This window comes from Bacteroides sp. HPS0048 (assembly GCF_964240755.1).
GTDB lineage: Bacteria > Bacteroidota > Bacteroidia > Bacteroidales > Bacteroidaceae > Bacteroides > Bacteroides nordii.
Map to the genome: position 1 here is coordinate 49,691 of NZ_CAXSVC010000032.1, position 15,723 is coordinate 65,413.

The window sequence follows — 15,723 nt, forward strand, 5'->3', positions numbered from 1 at the left end:
TTATAAAAAAATGATCGGGTATATTGGGATTTTTATTAATAGGAAGATGCCTTGTCACGGTTTTCCGTGACAAGGATGTCTGTTTTTATTATCTGATTATAACTTTATTCTCTTCCAGTATGTAGATACCTGCAGGCAGATCATTGATTGTGATCGTTTCTCCTTTTTTGATTTCAGAGATACGCACAATCTGTCCGGCGGTGTCATAGAGGAATATGTTTCGGTCGCTGTTGCCGGTGATGTAGAGTATACCGTTCAGGCTATATGCTTGCAACGGCTTTTCTTTTTCTTTTAATAAGAGATTTTCCCAACCGGTTATTTCACCGTCTCCTCCGGTGATACTGTAGAACAGGGGCGCATGTGCAGCTACTTCTTTACTGACAGCATAAGCTTCAAAGGGGCGTACGGTACGGCTGTTGCGAACAAAGAGAGTACCCGGTTTGTACTCTTTCCCGTTTTGCCAGGTAACGTTTGAATTGATGGCATATACAGTGTCGGCTTGCTGTATGGTTTGGTAAGTAGATACCAAATCATATCTTTGAGCTTGTCCGCGGTTCATGGTGGCAGGTGTGGCGGCTATATCAATACCGTCTTCGCTTGTGGCACTGAAGGTAACTACCCCGGTGATGTTGTATTTATCTTCATAAGACTCATGATTGGGCATAGCAATGATATACGGGCAGTTGGCCTCCAATACGGTTTCATTCGTATATTTGGTTTCGCCTGTTTCAGCTCCGTTCAGTTTGCGTAACCAGAAAGGGAGTGCCTCGTTTTGAGCTGCATTGCTACGGAAGGGTGCCAGTTCTCCTTTCTCTTCATGCTCGAACTTCTGTACACCGAAAGGTAGGGCAATTGTCTGCCATCCTCCGGCTTCTCCCCGTCCCGATTGTATTTCGTTACCGTATTCATCTATATTGAATGAGCGGAGGTAACTGATATGTTTGGCTTTGAAAGGTCGGGCTGCGTAGAACGAGTGGTGATAGTTCATCCATACATTGTTGACGTAGATGCGGTTGATGAGGCTGTCGCTCAGTATCACCTGTTCGGCAATGTTGTTACACACTAGATTGGGGAACCACCCTTTTTCTGTTACCGTTTCGTTGTCTACATAGAGCAATGTATTGCGATTGGTAATGTTGATTCGCGGGAGATTTTGTTGAGCTTCCGGATCCCAAGTATAAGCGGTGAAGGCGGCTTTCGGATCGATAGGGCTGTCCCATAGCACGGAACCGAGCGAATAGCAGTTATCAAACAGATTGTTGCCTATCGAATTGACTCCGGTGGGAATCCGGATCTCCCGGAGGCTGAAGCAGGATGCAAATGCACTTTCGGCAAGGGAAGTGACCGTGGAAGGGATTGTGAGCCCGGTAAGCGAGTAGCAACTGCTGAATGCATGTGCTTCAATGGCAGCAAGTCCTTCGGAAAGCGAAACAAAAGCCAGCTTATGACTGCTATTGAATAAGTTGTGTGAAAGGGAACTGACCGTAGAGGGGATGGTAACACTCTCCAGATTAGAACCCTGAAAAGCACCGGGGCACAATACACTGACTGTGGATGGAACGGTATAATGCGTTCCCTCTTTTGCGGAAGGATAGGCGTATAGTTCCGTGCGGTTTTTGGAGAACAGTATTCCTTCATCCGATAGAAAAAATTCGTTATTGGGGTCTACAGTGATACTTTCTAGTGCCGGCGTGTTTTGGAAAGGACGGTCGCCCATGCTGTTCACTTTTGCCGGGATGTGGATTGCAGTTAGTTTGTTACATCCGCTGAATACGTATCCACCGATTGTTTGCAGTGATGTCGGGAGTTGAATACTTGTTAAGGATTGGCATTGATCGAATGCCCAGTTTTTAATATCGGTTACGTCTGCCGGGATAGAAATGCTGGTTAACTGAAGACAGTTCCAGAAACACTCCTCTCCGATGGAGATGGTATTTTCCGGTAAGATGATGGAGGTCAGCTTCCTTGCTGCAGCGATGTCGTGAAACATGTGTGGCCCCAGCTTATAAGCTTCGGTACCGTAGTCCTGATAATACTTTTCTCCTCCCGGAACGATCGTGGCGCGGCTCATGTCGAGACTGGTTAGTTCCGGCATTCCACGTAAGACTTTGATGTCCGTACCGTTCAGGTTGCCTGCCAGTATAAGTTCTGTTTCTGTTTCTTGCCCATTGCCCAGTATTTCGTTCAATGTACCCGAAACAGCTACATATACCAGCTCTTTGATCGTGCCAAACTCTTTCCAGCCTTCTGTGACAGAATAAGTGTTTTTACCACCGTGAGGAACATAGAGTGTGGCGGTGGCGGCAGGTACCTGAGACAATGCATCTGCTACAAGAGCAGGCGGAACGGTTGCATATGTGTACACGACTTTTAGGTTGCTGCATCTGCTGAGTGCTTCCTGTCCCAGGGAGGATACTCCATCGGGGATGGTCAGGGTTTCTAAAGCCGTGCAATCCTGCATGGCTCTCTGCTCTATCGCTGTTGTGGTTTCGGGTAAGTCGATTCGGGTGAGGTGAGCTAATTTGCTGAACATGTAGGGGGTAATAATGTGGTCGGCGGTATAGATATTTTCCTTTGTGTCGGCATCGTACATATACCAGTCGCCACCTGCCCGGATGTCGGCCTTCGACAGGTCGATCTGTGTTAGCCCGGCTCTGTCGATACAATAATGGCGGATGTTATTGATGTCCGTGCCGTTCACTTCTCCTCTGACAATCAGCTTGTGGGTGTGATCCAGAGTAACTTCCAGACCGGCTGTTCCTCCCATTTGTTCCAGAAGTAGCTCATTGAGTGTGCCGGCCTCTGTCAGCGCAACGGTTAGCGTACCGGTAGTGGTATTGAGGGTGGATACTGCCTTTTCGATCATTCGGGCGAAGGTATTCCATTCTGTTGTACTTGTATAGGTAGCTTTGCTGCCTACGGGGATATAGAGTGTGCAGGCTCCTGTATTCAGACCGTGGAATGCACTGTTGAGGGCAGGAGGTGTGGTGGCATTACAATGAAGTTCCGTCAATGAGGGGCAGTCATAGAATGCGTTGTAGTTGATAAAGGTCAGTGTGCCGGGTAATACAACTTTGGTTAGTGCGTTGCATGACTGAAATGTTTCTCCTTCCAGTCGGTTGAGCCCTTCCGGAAGCACCATAGAGGTAATCTTTGTTCCTAAGAAAGCGCCTGTCCCGATACTTATCGGACTATTGGCGGATACAAAAGTAATTTCGGTTAACTTTGCGTATTGAAAAGCGCGGGCTTCAATGCTCCTGACTTCGGCCGGAATGGAATAGCTTGTTCCGGTTTTACCCGCCGGATAGGTAATCAGACGGGTCATATCCATGGAGAACAACACTCCGTCACTGGTCTTAAACGCACTGTTGCCAATGGCTACAGTGATGTTTGTAAGATTGGGATTGTCTCCGATGAACGGATTTCCGTTAATGGTTGTCAGACTGGCGGGTAAGGTGATATCACTGATGACAAAGCTTTGGATAGCAGATTGGTTAATGATTTTCAGACCTTCGTTGAGGATGATTGCAGAAAGTTGATTGCAATTTATGAAGGCATATTCTTTAATTTCTGTTACTTGGCTGCCTAACTCTACAGAGGTGAGGCGGCATCCGTTGAAAGCGTTATTACCAATGGTCTTCACCTCATTGGGGATAAGATAGGAAGTGCCTGCTTTGCCCTTTGGATAGCTGTAGATTAAACTACCGTCGGCTGAAAACAGGACTCCGTCCACTGCTTTCAGATAAGGGCTGTTATCGTCTACAGTGTAAGCAATCAGCCCATTGCATTGGGGAAAGAGACTGCCTTCTATCACTTGTAGCGTAGCGGGTAAACTTACCCGGGTCAGTTTATGGCAATAACCGAAGGAGGACTCCAGTTTGACGAGCTGTTCCGGTAAAATAAGTGTAGTCAACATGGGGCAACTCCAGCAGACGTTGCCGCCAATTTCGGTAGCTGAAGCGGGAAAGGCGATGGTTTGCAGAGTATTACAATTCATGAAAGCATCGTTGGGTACACGGTTGGCAATCTGTTGCCCGTAAGCTGCGATATTTGTCCGGCTCAGGTCAATGGCCGTCAGATTGTATTCCTGGCAGAGCTGTTGCAGAAAGTCGAAATCCGGCTTGTTGATAGTACCGGTCAGTATCAATGTCTTGACGGTGGGGCGGGCATCTTCGTTTATCAGGGAAGAGAGCGTTCCGGGGGTTGTCAGGTTTAAGGTGACAGCACCCTGAATGTCAGTGTCTGTATTCTCACTGAATACGTTCCAACCGGTAGCTGTGGCGTATGTAGCTTGTGTCCCGAAGGGTACAACGAGGGTGCAGTTATTCCGCTTGAATGCGTCTGCGGCAGCCGGTGTCGGAACAGTGGAAGGGCTGACGAGGTGTTGCAGGTTATGGATGTCTACTCCGTTGGATTCGATGTATTTTAACTTCTCGGGAAGGACCAGTTCTTGCAAATTCGTTCCAAGACTTTCGCCATACGCAAACATGCCTGTAGGGAGGTAGTGTTCTCTGACACCGTCGTTGGTTTTCCATAAAGTGGCTTTACGGAGGTTCAGCCGGGAGAGCTTGCTTATATTGCCGATAAATACAGCATCATTGCTATTGATATTTCCGACGAGTGTCAGTGTTTCGATAAGGTAGACTCCATTTTCATGATAGGGTTCGAGCAGCCTTTCGAGTGCTTCGGGATTTGACGGGCAGACGGTTGCATTTTGGCTATCGTATATCACGATCTCTTCTTCGGAGATCGTACTGAACTGATTCCAGTCGCTGTTTGACTGATAAGCCGTACGGCGGCCTGTGGGCACGTACAACTCGCAGGTGGGAGGAATATTATAAAATGTATTTTGGTAACTGGCGGCGGGTTCGGATAGCGGGCAGTAGATGGTGGCCAGCTGATTGTTGCTGGAAAGAAATTCATAGCCGATTGTTTGCAGGCAAGCAGGCAGTGCGATGCTACTCATCTCGTAGCACCAAGCAAAAGCATAGTTCCCGATACTTTCTACCGTTGCCGGGAGGATGAGTGTCTGTAAACGACAAGAGGAAAAGGCCCGTTCTTCTATCGTTTTTAATCCATAAGGTAGGTGGATGCTTTGCAGGTTACTGTTGCTGAAAGCATAAGCGGCAATGGTGGTGACTCCCGAAGGTACGGTGAACGATGGATTGTCGTTCAGGATACCCGTAGGGCAGACGATCAATCGCGTACCGTCGTAACTGTAAAGCGCATTATTGATGGCTTTGAAATAGCGATTACCCGGAGCTACAGTGAGTGAAGTCAGTTTTCCACACTGCATAAAGGCATTTGCACCGATCCGTTGCACGGTAGCCGGAAGGGTGATGGAGGTAATGTTGGTATGTGAGAAAGCTTCTGTACCGATCTCCCGGAGCATGGAAGGGAGTTGAACCGCAGAGAGGAAGATGGCGCTTGAGAAAGCTTCGTCCTTGATTGTCTTTACGGTTTCCGGAAGGGTATAGCTGGTATCTGTCTTCTTTGCCGGATATTTAATCAGCTGCTCTTTTCCTTTGGTGAAGAGTATGTCATTCATGCTCTCATAATAGTTATTGGCTGCATCTACCGTGATGGATTTAAGGGAGGTACAGTCGTTGAAGGGAATGTCTCCTATGTTTTCTACACTGGTGGGGATGTGTATGCTTGTTAATTTACGGCAATACGCAAACACGCTGTTTCCCATTACTTTTAAAGTAGAAGGCAGTGTGATGTTTTCCAGAGCACTACAATTCCAAAAAGCGCCATACCCTATATCGGTGATTCCTTCAAAAAGGGTGATGGTGTTCAATACATCTCTTCCTTCAAAGGCGGTGTCTCCTATGCGGGTAATGTTGCGCGGTAATATAATACTGGTGACAGGAGCGGTCCAGCCATAATCGTATCCCCGGAACATCTGGTCACCAATCTGGTTGTCGGCAGTATGATAATTCTCGTAATAAGCTTCGCCACCCGATACGATGCTTGCGTTTTCCATATCAAGGGTTACCAGCTTGTTCATCTCCCGGATGTACTTGATATCGCTACCGTTGAGCGGTCCGCTGATAACAAGCCCGGTAATACTACTCACTGTGACCCCACTGAGTTGTTGGCGTAATGTGCCGGCGGCGGTAAGTTGTACCTCATGTGTTTCGGCCTGTAGGGAGACCATGCTGAGCAGTGTCATAAACACTGCCATACATACCTTATTATATATATCGTTTCGTTTCATACTTTTTGACTTGTTCTTTAGAGTTCTGGTGATTCGTTATCATCTTCTCCCGGGGTAGGATCAATTGCAGTAGTGATATCGATAGCATCGCTATAATTGATGCCTGCCTCATTGACGGCAAAGGCACGGATATGATAAGTTGTATTATGCATCAGTCCGGTGAAAGTACCGGTTATAAGACTTATGTCATTATCGACAACGATTTCTTTATCATGGTTGGCTTCATCGGGGGTCGCATTGTCCCGGCTCAGGTAGAAACCTTGCTTGGTTATGATTCCATTCCCATTGCCGACGGTAGCTTCGACGTTAACGTTTCGTGCCGTGAGATTAGAGTAAGTCAACTGGGTAATTGCCGGTAAGGTGATTGGAAGTGTTGTAAACTCAATGATTTTACTGTGGCCTGTTTCGCCGCTTTCATTCGTAGCCCATGCTCGGATATAATACTTCGTGCTTCCTTCCAGATCGGTGATCTTCTCTTTGTATGTAGCAGTTATACTGTCGGAGTATAATATGCCGTCGTTTTGGTCTTTGGTAGGAGTATTATTGGTTTTGCTCCAGCAGAAACCGCGTTGGGTTATCTTTATAGAACTATTGATACCGGTACTGATGATGGTGCCTTGTGCTATGATCCAGCTACCTCTGATGGTTGTCGGTGGGTTGAGTATGCTTAATGTAGGCGCATATGAATTGACAGTGGTGAAGCTTTGGCTTTCACCATAGCCGATACCGGCGCTGTTGAACCCGAAAGAACGTACGGTGTAGGTAGTTCCCGATTCAAGTCCTTCAATGGTAATGGAGAAGTTTTCGTTTTCCAGTTCCTCATTATCCAGTAATACGAGATTGTCTTTGCTACTACCGGCTTTATGATAGGCAAATCCCATCATCAGAATGGCAGATCCTCCTTCGTCAATACGATTGGAACGTACGGTGACGCTCTGTTCAGTGATATCGGCTACCTCGGTGGTTCCGAAAGTGGGGGCACTGCTTTCGCTCGTCTGAAATTGACGGATCTCGCTCTTTGCCAATCCGTATTTGCCGGTTTCGGCTTCCTGATAACTCTCACTACTGCCTGCCCAAAGGCAGAAATAGTATCTTTCTCCCGGTGTGAGTGGAGGAAGTTCATCATTGCCGAAAGTGGCACTGAAAGTTCCGGCCGGCTCTCCCTTAAATTCTATAACTTTTCCGTCGGCCAAGCTTTCCAGTTTTCCATAGATAAATCCGTAAGAGGTTATGATGCCTCCCTGCTTTTGTATACTACCGGAAAGGGTGGCACTCAGACGAGTGATTTCTGTTGCATCGTTTATGCTGAATGTCGGTTCAAAAGCGGTGGGCTCTGTGAACTTCTCGCAGCCCGTCATCAAGGGAAGCAGGCTGTATACTATAAATATGGATACTTTCTTTTTCATGTTGTGTATCTTTTTAGAATATGAGGCCAATGCCGGCGCTTGCTTCGTGATGTTTGAAGTTGACTGTGTGAAAACCTACGGAAAGCGCAAATTTACCTAAACGGAGAATACCGCCCAATTCGGCTGCTGCTCCATTGGCTGAGTGATCTATATTTTTGGCCCAGGTATCGTCTTTTAATTCCCAAGCGGATACAGCATTTCCATATCCGGCCCCTACGTACAGATATAGAGGCTTCCATATCCGGCGCAGGTATCCGGCCGTAACAGACATGCGTGATTGAGTTGTATTGCCTGTATAATAAGGATTGCCCGCTACATCAGTCAACATACCGCTATCGTCGCACTCATGATCGGTTGAGGCTGAACCAAAATCACTGACAAAACGGACATAAAATCCGTTTGTCTTGGTAAAACCGATCATTCCTCCGAAGGAGGTGGTAGATGGGTGGTAGTTGGCTTGTGCCATAATCACTGTATTCCAGGGTACACGCGGTTTGATGGTTGATTTCATACTAAAAGTGGGGCGAACCGTTTCGCCTGCGGCGATAGAAAGTACAGTGTCAATCGAGAAGTACATGGATTTCTCAATGCGAACCTTATAATCTTTTATTGCCATACGGTCGCTTCGGTAGGGAGTTTTACCTACCAATATGCTATCTATGTAAACATTTGCATCTTGTTCGGGCAGGGAGAATATTTCCATATAGCCGAACTTGGGTTTCAGCACTACACTTTTGGTCACCGGACTGCTTCCTATGGAAATAATACCTGCTTCGGACTCGTACATCGGAGCTTCTACGCGGTAGGTATGATCGCCCTTGGGCATGGTAGCATTAAACAGGCCATTTTCAACCGGCACTTGTTCGTCGTCAATATAAATATTGGCGGTGGCAGGTTCGGGGCGTACTACGATGAGCTGCATGTTATTTTCAACTACGGGCTTATCCTGTTGGTCGCCGGTGTTGAGTATTATTTCGTATACGGTAGCTTTCTCGATGATGTCCGGATAGAAGTAGTTTCGCATAATACCGAGTTCGTCATGTAAAATGGAGATACGGCGGGCGCCTCGTGGGACGTACAACCAGATTTCTCCTGTTTTGTTTTCACGTGCTGTGATTCCTAGGGCGTCGGGTTCAAACATAAGGTCTTTTACGTTGGTCACGATACGGATAAGTGCACAGACTTCACCGTTTTGATCCCGTTTGGGAGCTGTGACACGGGCAGTAATGTCGCTTTCCATACGTTGGAAAGATGCTACATTGATTTTTCCTTGTTGCGCAAGCACAGGGATGGCAGGGCAAATAAGTAGAAGAACGGTAAATAGTAGCAACAGACGTTTGGTAGTGCTGTTTGACATGTTTGTTTCTGTAATTTAGGATTAATGTATTTTTCGAACAAATATAGTTAATGTTTATAAATGAATTCCTTTTTGTCGAATAAAATGATCGGATAAGTTTGATTTTTAACTTATACGTAGTTGTTTTGTAACGGTTTTCCGTGACAAAACTTTTCTAGTGCGATGGCTATCGGTGAAATTGATTTCTTGCTGTACGGTTTTGAATGTATTTCACCACAGAGGACACAGAGGGCACAGAGTAATTGTCTAATTGATTTTAAAAGATTTAAAACTCTGTGCCCTCTGTGTCCTCTGTGGTGAAAATCAGAAGTGACTTAAATCTATCAGCCCGAAATCCGGATCTTTCTCCGGTTGCCAGGTACGTACATGAATAACAGGTTCTTTGGGGTTATTGAGGTCCACCATTAGAAAGAGGTAACCTGTATCGCCATAGCTGGACGAGAAGTAGTCTTGTTTGATCTGAATGCCATAGATTTCGCCTCCTACTCCCGATTTGCGTACCTGATTGTCAGCAAAGCGAAGATTGATATATTCGTTTCCGGTAAAGATGTGTTTCAGTCTTTTCATGAATTCACTCTTTGTCTGACGGGTATATTTTACAGCCTCTTTGCTCATCGGTTGCCCCTCATTTACTACTTTGTGTTTCAGCACCGAACCGGTGATAATCAGAGCATCATCCGAGAATATACTGTTGATGTAGTCATAGCGTTTTAATGCATAGGCTGTTTTATAACTTTCAAGGAAGTTGATCAATACTTTACGTACATCGTCTCCCCAGGAAGTCTGATTCATAATATCATCAACAGCCGGTTTGTTCAGTCCGAAGGAGATAGCGTCTATTTTACCTTCTTGGGTCATGGTAAATACGATATCTTCAACGAATGTGCGGCGGTTGCCATTGAAACTGAAGCTCATAGGGAGACTACGACAGGTTATCTCACCATTGCATTCCAGATATTTTAGATCCGGTTCCTTCACTATTTTGGCATTGCCGTATTTTATCAGTTGGTTGAACATAGTGAAACCTTCCGGGGTACAAATAGATTGTATGTTGGCGTAGTTTTTGGAGCGGATGGCGTTTTCTACCTCTTTCATTGTGTTCTGATAGATGGTAACTTCTTCGTTAGCCAGATAATGCATGGCGGATTCTGTTTGTTTGGCGCTATCACCGGAAGCTGTCAGCAATGTTGTTGCTGCCGGATTTTCTCCTGGTTTAGGCTCCTCACCTGTTAGTTTCAGATAGCAGTTGCGCATGGGGATCGGATTGACCGACTGCATGACTTCGGCCAGTTCATTGTCGATATTAGACTCGCCTTCAAACATATACTCCGTTTTTATCTGCATTCCTTTGGCATTGGCAACAGCAGGCATTTCGATAATTCCCAGTCCGTCTTTTGCTGAGAAGATATTCGACCAGTCTCGTCCGTCAAAGTAGGTATAATCGTAGTTGCGGGCAGGTTGACCTTTATAGAGCACTTTCAGATCGATTGTTTTCAGATCACCGTCGATGTGGACGTCGTTTATGGAAACCTCCAGATGAGAGAAGATAGCATTCATCTGTTTGGGAATCCAATTACACAATAGCTGATCTTTCCCTTCTTCGTCTTTCATTGTGAGAAAATTCCCGTCAGGATAGCTTTGCAGTAGGGTCAGTGCCCAGTAATAATAGCGTAAGGCATCAGCTACCTGTGCTTTTTTCTCAGCTTTTATCGCTTCTTGAGTAAAGTCGAGCAATTTTGTTTTACGACCCTCGAAGATACGTTGTATCTCGCTGACTTTGATGTAGCGCATTACCGCAGCTTCCGGTTCGTTCTGTATTACGATACGTCGGGTATTGTTCAGTGTTGCACGTGAATAGGTGTTGATGACTGATTTGAATGTTTCGTCTACGGTTGCTTTGTCTCCGTCTGTACCTCCTTCCGTCAGTTGGCTGAACTGGCTGGATACATTGGTAGATATCTGGCTTATTAATGCCGCCAACGCTTCGTTATCGGCTTTTTTGAGCGTAGAGGCATTGCCGGTTCCCCAAATATATTCCTTGCTATTCTGTATTTCTTCTACAGATTGCGCACGGAGCAACGGAGAGGTGAACAGTAATAAAATAAAAAAGAGTAGCGGTTTTCTCATATTGTTTGTTACTTTATAAATAGAATCTATATTTCCGCAAAAGTAATAACTTTTTTATGATAAATCCACTAAAGCCAATCTCTTTTTTATTCACCGTCCGGTTTTATTTTGTCGAATATTCGGAATAATTCTTCTACCGATTCTGTTCTTAGCATAGCAATGCGGGTTTCTCGGAAATTAGGAATACCTTTGAACAGGGGAGTTGCAGCCAGGTGACGGCGTATGTGAATGATTCCCCGGCGTTCGTCCAGACGGGCTACGCTGTTGAGCACTTCTTCGCGAAGCACATTCAGATACCATTCAAAGGTTTCGGGAGGAAGTTCGGTTCCTGTTTCCAGATAGTGTTTCACCTCGCGGAAGATCCAGGGGCGCCCGATACTGCCCCGGCCAATCATGATGGCATCTACTCCGTAACGGTCGAAACATGCTTTGGCAGTTGCTGCCGAGGTGACGTCTCCGTTGCCGATGATCGGAATATGCATGCGGGGATTGTTTTTCACTTCGCCAATAAGAGTCCAGTCTGCCTCACCGGTATACATTTGTGCCCGGGTACGTCCGTGAATGGCGAGTGCGGCAATACCGCAGTCCTGTAGTTGTTCTGCCAGATCTACAATGATTTTGTGGTCAGCATCCCAACCCAGGCGGGTTTTTACTGTAACAGGTATCTTTACGGCATCTACTACGGCGCGGGTGATCTCCAGCATCTTTGGGATATTCTGCAACATTCCTGCTCCGGCGCCCTTACCGGCCACCTTTTTTACGGGACACCCGAAATTGATATCCAGTATATCAGGTTGTGCCTCTTCTACAATCCGTGCTGCTCCTACCATAGCTTCGGTATCTTTTCCGTATATCTGTATGGCAACAGGACGCTCTTCGTCGCAGATAGAAAGTTTCTGCGTAGTCTTGTTGACGGAGCGTATCAGTGCATCGCTCGAAACAAACTCCGTATACACCATATCGGCTCCGAATTTTTTACACATCAAACGGAAGGCAGGATCTGTCACATCCTCCATCGGGGCAAGGAATACAGGGCGTTCGCCCAAATCTATGTGGCCTATTTTCATTTACGGTTTACTTAATTTTACGATTTGTGATTGAAGTAACTTTCATTATCGCTACAAAAATACGGAAAAAAGCCTACCTTTGTACTTCTTGATTTATTTAACTGATTGAATTATGAGAAAAACCTCGGGGAAGATCGGGGAGATAATAAGCTTTCTATATAATAAAAAGTGTATGAGTTTTAGTTTGAATGATTTCGAGATAATGGCTCCTGTTGGTTCCCGTGAATCACTTGCAGCAGCCATTCAGGGAGGTGCCGACTCTATTTATTTTGGTATTGCAAATTTGAATATGCGTGCCCGTTCGGCCAATACGTTTACCATTGACGATCTGCGCGAAATAGCCCGGACCTGTGATGAACATGGGATGAAGAGTTATCTGACGGTAAATACAATTATTTATGATAACGATCTGGAGTTGATGCGCACTATCGTTGACGCGGCGAAAGAAGCCGGTATTTCGGCTGTGATCGCTGCCGATGTGGCGGTGATGAGTTATGCCCGCCGGATCGGGCAGGAGGTGCATCTTTCTACCCAGCTGAATATATCCAATATAGAGGCTTTGAGATTCTATGCCCAGTTTGCCGATGTGGTAGTGCTTGCCCGCGAATTGAACCTGGAGCAGGTGGCGGAGATCTATCGTCATATCGTAGAAGAGAATATATGTGGCCCTTCGGGCGAACAGATTCGTATTGAAATGTTCTGCCACGGTGCTTTGTGCATGGCTGTCTCCGGTAAGTGTTATCTTTCGTTGCATGAGATGAACAGTTCTGCCAATCGTGGTGCCTGTATGCAGGTGTGTCGCCGTTCTTATACGGTGCGGGATAAAGAGACGGATGTGGAGCTGGACGTCGACAATCAGTATATAATGTCACCCAAAGACCTGAAGACGATTCATTTTATGAATAAGATGATGGATGCCGGTGTACGGGTGTTCAAGATAGAAGGCCGTGCCCGCGGTCCTGAGTATGTGCGTACCGTGGTGGAGTGTTATAAAGAGGCTATCAAGGCTTATCTGGACGATACTTTCACTGACGAGAAAGTGGCTGTCTGGGACGAACGCCTGAAGAGTGTGTTCAATCGTGGCTTCTGGGATGGATACTATTTGGGACAGCGTTTGGGAGAGTGGACTAAGAACTATGGTTCGGCAGCTACAGAACGTAAGATCTACGTAGGCAAAGGAATCCGTTATTTTAGTAATATCGGTGTTGCCGAGTTTCTTGTGGAAGCAGCCGAATTGAATGTAGGCGATAAGTTATTGGTAACCGGACCGACTACCGGAGCTTTGTTTGCTACCCTCGAAGAGGCACGTGTTGATCTTGAACCGGTACAAAACGTAAAGAAGGGAGAACGTTTCTCCATGAAACTCGATAAGATACGTCCGAGTGACAAGCTCTACAAACTGGTTTCTGTGGATGAACTGAAAAAGTTTAAAGGCGGGTTGTAAGGAGAGTTATAACTTTACAACCCTATAACTTTATAACATTACAACCATGAATTATATTTACGAGCTGGCGATGAAGGTACGCGATTATGAATGCGACCTGCAGGGCATTGTCAACAATGCCAATTATCAACACTATCTGGAGCATACGCGTCATGAGTTCCTTTCTTCTGTGGGTGTCAGCTTTGCTGCATTGCATGAGCAGGGAGTTGATCCGGTTGTTGCCCGTATCAATATGGCTTTTAAAACTCCATTGAAGAGTGGAGATGAATTTGTTTCCAAACTCTATATGAAAAAAGAAGGTATCAAGTATGTGTTCTATCAGGATATCTTCCGGAAGAGTGATGGCAAAGTGGTAGTGAAGTCAACCGTTGAAACCGTATGTGTCGTTAACGGGCGTTTGAGTGATAGTGAACTGTTTGACAGCGTCTTTGCGCCCTATTTGCAATGAGTAGCCGCGAAGAGTGCATTTGTAGCATTGCCCTGACGCAAGTTCCGGGCATTGGACATATCTGGGCAAAGAAGTTGGTGGATGGCATTGGAAGTGCTGCTGACGTTTTTCGTTTCCGGCAGGAACTTCCCGAACGTCTGCCGGGAGTGAACAACCGTGTGGTGGAGGCATTGGATTGCCCACAAGCATTGGTACGTGCCGGAGAAGAGTATGAATTTGCGGAGAAGAACCATATTCAATGTCTTACTTTGGCCGATGAACGTTACCCTTCCCGTCTTCGCGAATGTGATGATGCTCCTATTGTTCTTTTTTTCAAAGGAAATGCCGATTTGAATGCGCTTCGCATTATTAATATGGTAGGTACCCGCAACGCTACTGAGTATGGCAAACAGCTTTGTGCTTCTTTTCTCCGCGATTTGAAAATCCTCTGTCCGGAGGTACTTGTTGTAAGTGGGCTGGCTTATGGCATTGATATTCATGCACACCGTGCGGCCCTTGCCAACAGCCTTCCTACCATTGGCGTATTGGCGCATGGGCTTGATCGTATTTATCCTTCCGTCCATCGGAAAACTGCTGTTGACATGTTGCAGCAAGGTGGTTTACTGACCGAATTTCTCACCGGGACCAATCCTGATAAACATAACTTTATAAGCCGTAACCGTATTGTAGCAGGTATGGCAGATGCTACGATCGTCGTGGAGTCTGCTGCTAAAGGCGGTTCACTGATCACTGCCGATATTGCCGAAAGTTATCATCGCGACTGTTTTGCTTTTCCCGGACGTACGATGGATGCTTCTTCTATCGGCTGTAATCAACTGATTCGTGACAATAAAGCAGCTCTTCTTTTGTCTGCCGAAGATTTTGTGAAAGCCATGTGCTGGGATGCTTCTTCACAGTCCCGGAAAGCGGAGAATGTTCAGCGGAATCTCTTCCCGGAATTATCAGAAGAAGAGCAGCGGATTGTCTCTCTTCTGCAAGCACAGGGGGCTTTACAGATCAATACATTGGTAGTTGAAGCCGATATTGCTGTACATAAAATGAATGCTATCTTGTTTGAACTTGAAATGAAAGGGGTGATACGGATATTGGCAGGCGGAATGTATCAGTTACTTTAATGATAGGCATAAAAAAAGGAGCAACGCCTTGCTCCAACCTTTGTTAACCTTAAATCTAATACTATGAAAAAAATCACAGTACAAATGTAAGGCTTCCACTCTATTCCTCCAAATATTTCTTTCAATATTGGTTCTCTTTTAAATTCTTTCACGGTTTTTCACTGTTATCGTACACAACCCTATTTAAAAGGGGGTGTCAGAGATCGTCCGGTATATAAAACTGTACGATTCTGATATAACATCCGGTATACTTTTTCGCGCAGGAAGTGCTTAGGAGTAGCCTCGTTACTATTCCCCGGTATGGCTCGTTGTTTGAGTCAGGAAGCAACAAGCCGTTGGTCAGTATGCAACTGTGTTTTACATGTACATGTAAAGCAGTACGACATGCACATGTGGAGCAGTACGACATGTACATGTCGAGCAGTGAAACATGTACATGTAAAACAACGTTGCATACCGGAGAACAGGGCCGACGCATTAAAATGCGCTGTCCTGTAAAAGTGTTGACAGGTATTTTTCATCCCATCCTGCTTTCAGCC

At 45.9% G+C, this 15,723-nt stretch carries 9 protein-coding genes; 4 read left to right on the forward strand and 5 right to left on the reverse strand.

Annotated elements, in window-relative coordinates:
• Positions 1–88 precede the first annotated feature (88 nt).
• The 5 genes from ACESQI_RS19490 to dusB all read right to left on the reverse strand — a co-directional run bounded on the left by ACESQI_RS19490 (position 89) and on the right by dusB (position 12,177).
• On the reverse strand, positions 89–6,220 hold the full coding sequence (locus ACESQI_RS19490) for a leucine-rich repeat protein (protein ID WP_373126847.1): 6,132 nt from the start codon (positions 6,218–6,220) through the stop codon (positions 89–91).
• A gap of 17 nt (positions 6,221–6,237) precedes the next feature.
• Complete coding sequence (locus tag ACESQI_RS19495) at positions 6,238–7,626, reverse strand: hypothetical protein (RefSeq protein WP_373126849.1); 1,389 nt, start codon at positions 7,624–7,626, stop codon at positions 6,238–6,240.
• Between the two features lie 13 nt (positions 7,627–7,639).
• Positions 7,640–8,983 (reverse strand): PEGA domain-containing protein, encoded by a 1,344-nt coding sequence (locus ACESQI_RS19500; RefSeq protein ID WP_234130636.1) that lies wholly within the window; start codon positions 8,981–8,983, stop codon positions 7,640–7,642.
• A gap of 303 nt (positions 8,984–9,286) precedes the next feature.
• Positions 9,287–11,110, reverse strand: a complete 1,824-nt coding sequence (locus ACESQI_RS19505; protein ID WP_195660124.1) for an LPP20 family lipoprotein — start codon at positions 11,108–11,110, stop codon at positions 9,287–9,289.
• An 86-nt stretch (positions 11,111–11,196) separates the two neighbouring features.
• Positions 11,197–12,177, reverse strand: a complete 981-nt coding sequence (gene dusB, locus ACESQI_RS19510) for a tRNA dihydrouridine synthase DusB (protein ID WP_025866852.1) — start codon at positions 12,175–12,177, stop codon at positions 11,197–11,199.
• 172 nt (positions 12,178–12,349) lie between these two features.
• On the opposite strand from dusB, the gene ACESQI_RS19515 reads away from it, so the two are divergent.
• The 4 genes from ACESQI_RS19515 to ACESQI_RS19530 form a co-directional block, all read left to right on the forward strand.
• Positions 12,350–13,621: a peptidase U32 family protein gene (locus ACESQI_RS19515; protein WP_195660123.1), complete on the forward strand. Its 1,272-nt coding sequence runs from the start codon at positions 12,350–12,352 to the stop codon at positions 13,619–13,621.
• A 46-nt stretch (positions 13,622–13,667) separates the two neighbouring features.
• Positions 13,668–14,069 carry a thioesterase family protein gene (locus ACESQI_RS19520; protein WP_002558395.1) on the forward strand — a complete coding sequence of 134 codons (402 nt, stop codon included), beginning with the start codon at positions 13,668–13,670 and terminating at the stop codon, positions 14,067–14,069.
• On the forward strand, positions 14,066–15,184 hold the full coding sequence (gene dprA / locus ACESQI_RS19525) for a DNA-processing protein DprA (protein ID WP_002558394.1): 1,119 nt from the start codon (positions 14,066–14,068) through the stop codon (positions 15,182–15,184). Before ACESQI_RS19520 ends, dprA begins: the two co-directional genes overlap by 4 nt.
• 344 nt (positions 15,185–15,528) lie before the next feature.
• Positions 15,529–15,723 (forward strand): hypothetical protein (locus tag ACESQI_RS19530; RefSeq protein ID WP_373126853.1); only part of this gene is annotated, 195 nt, incomplete at its 3' end.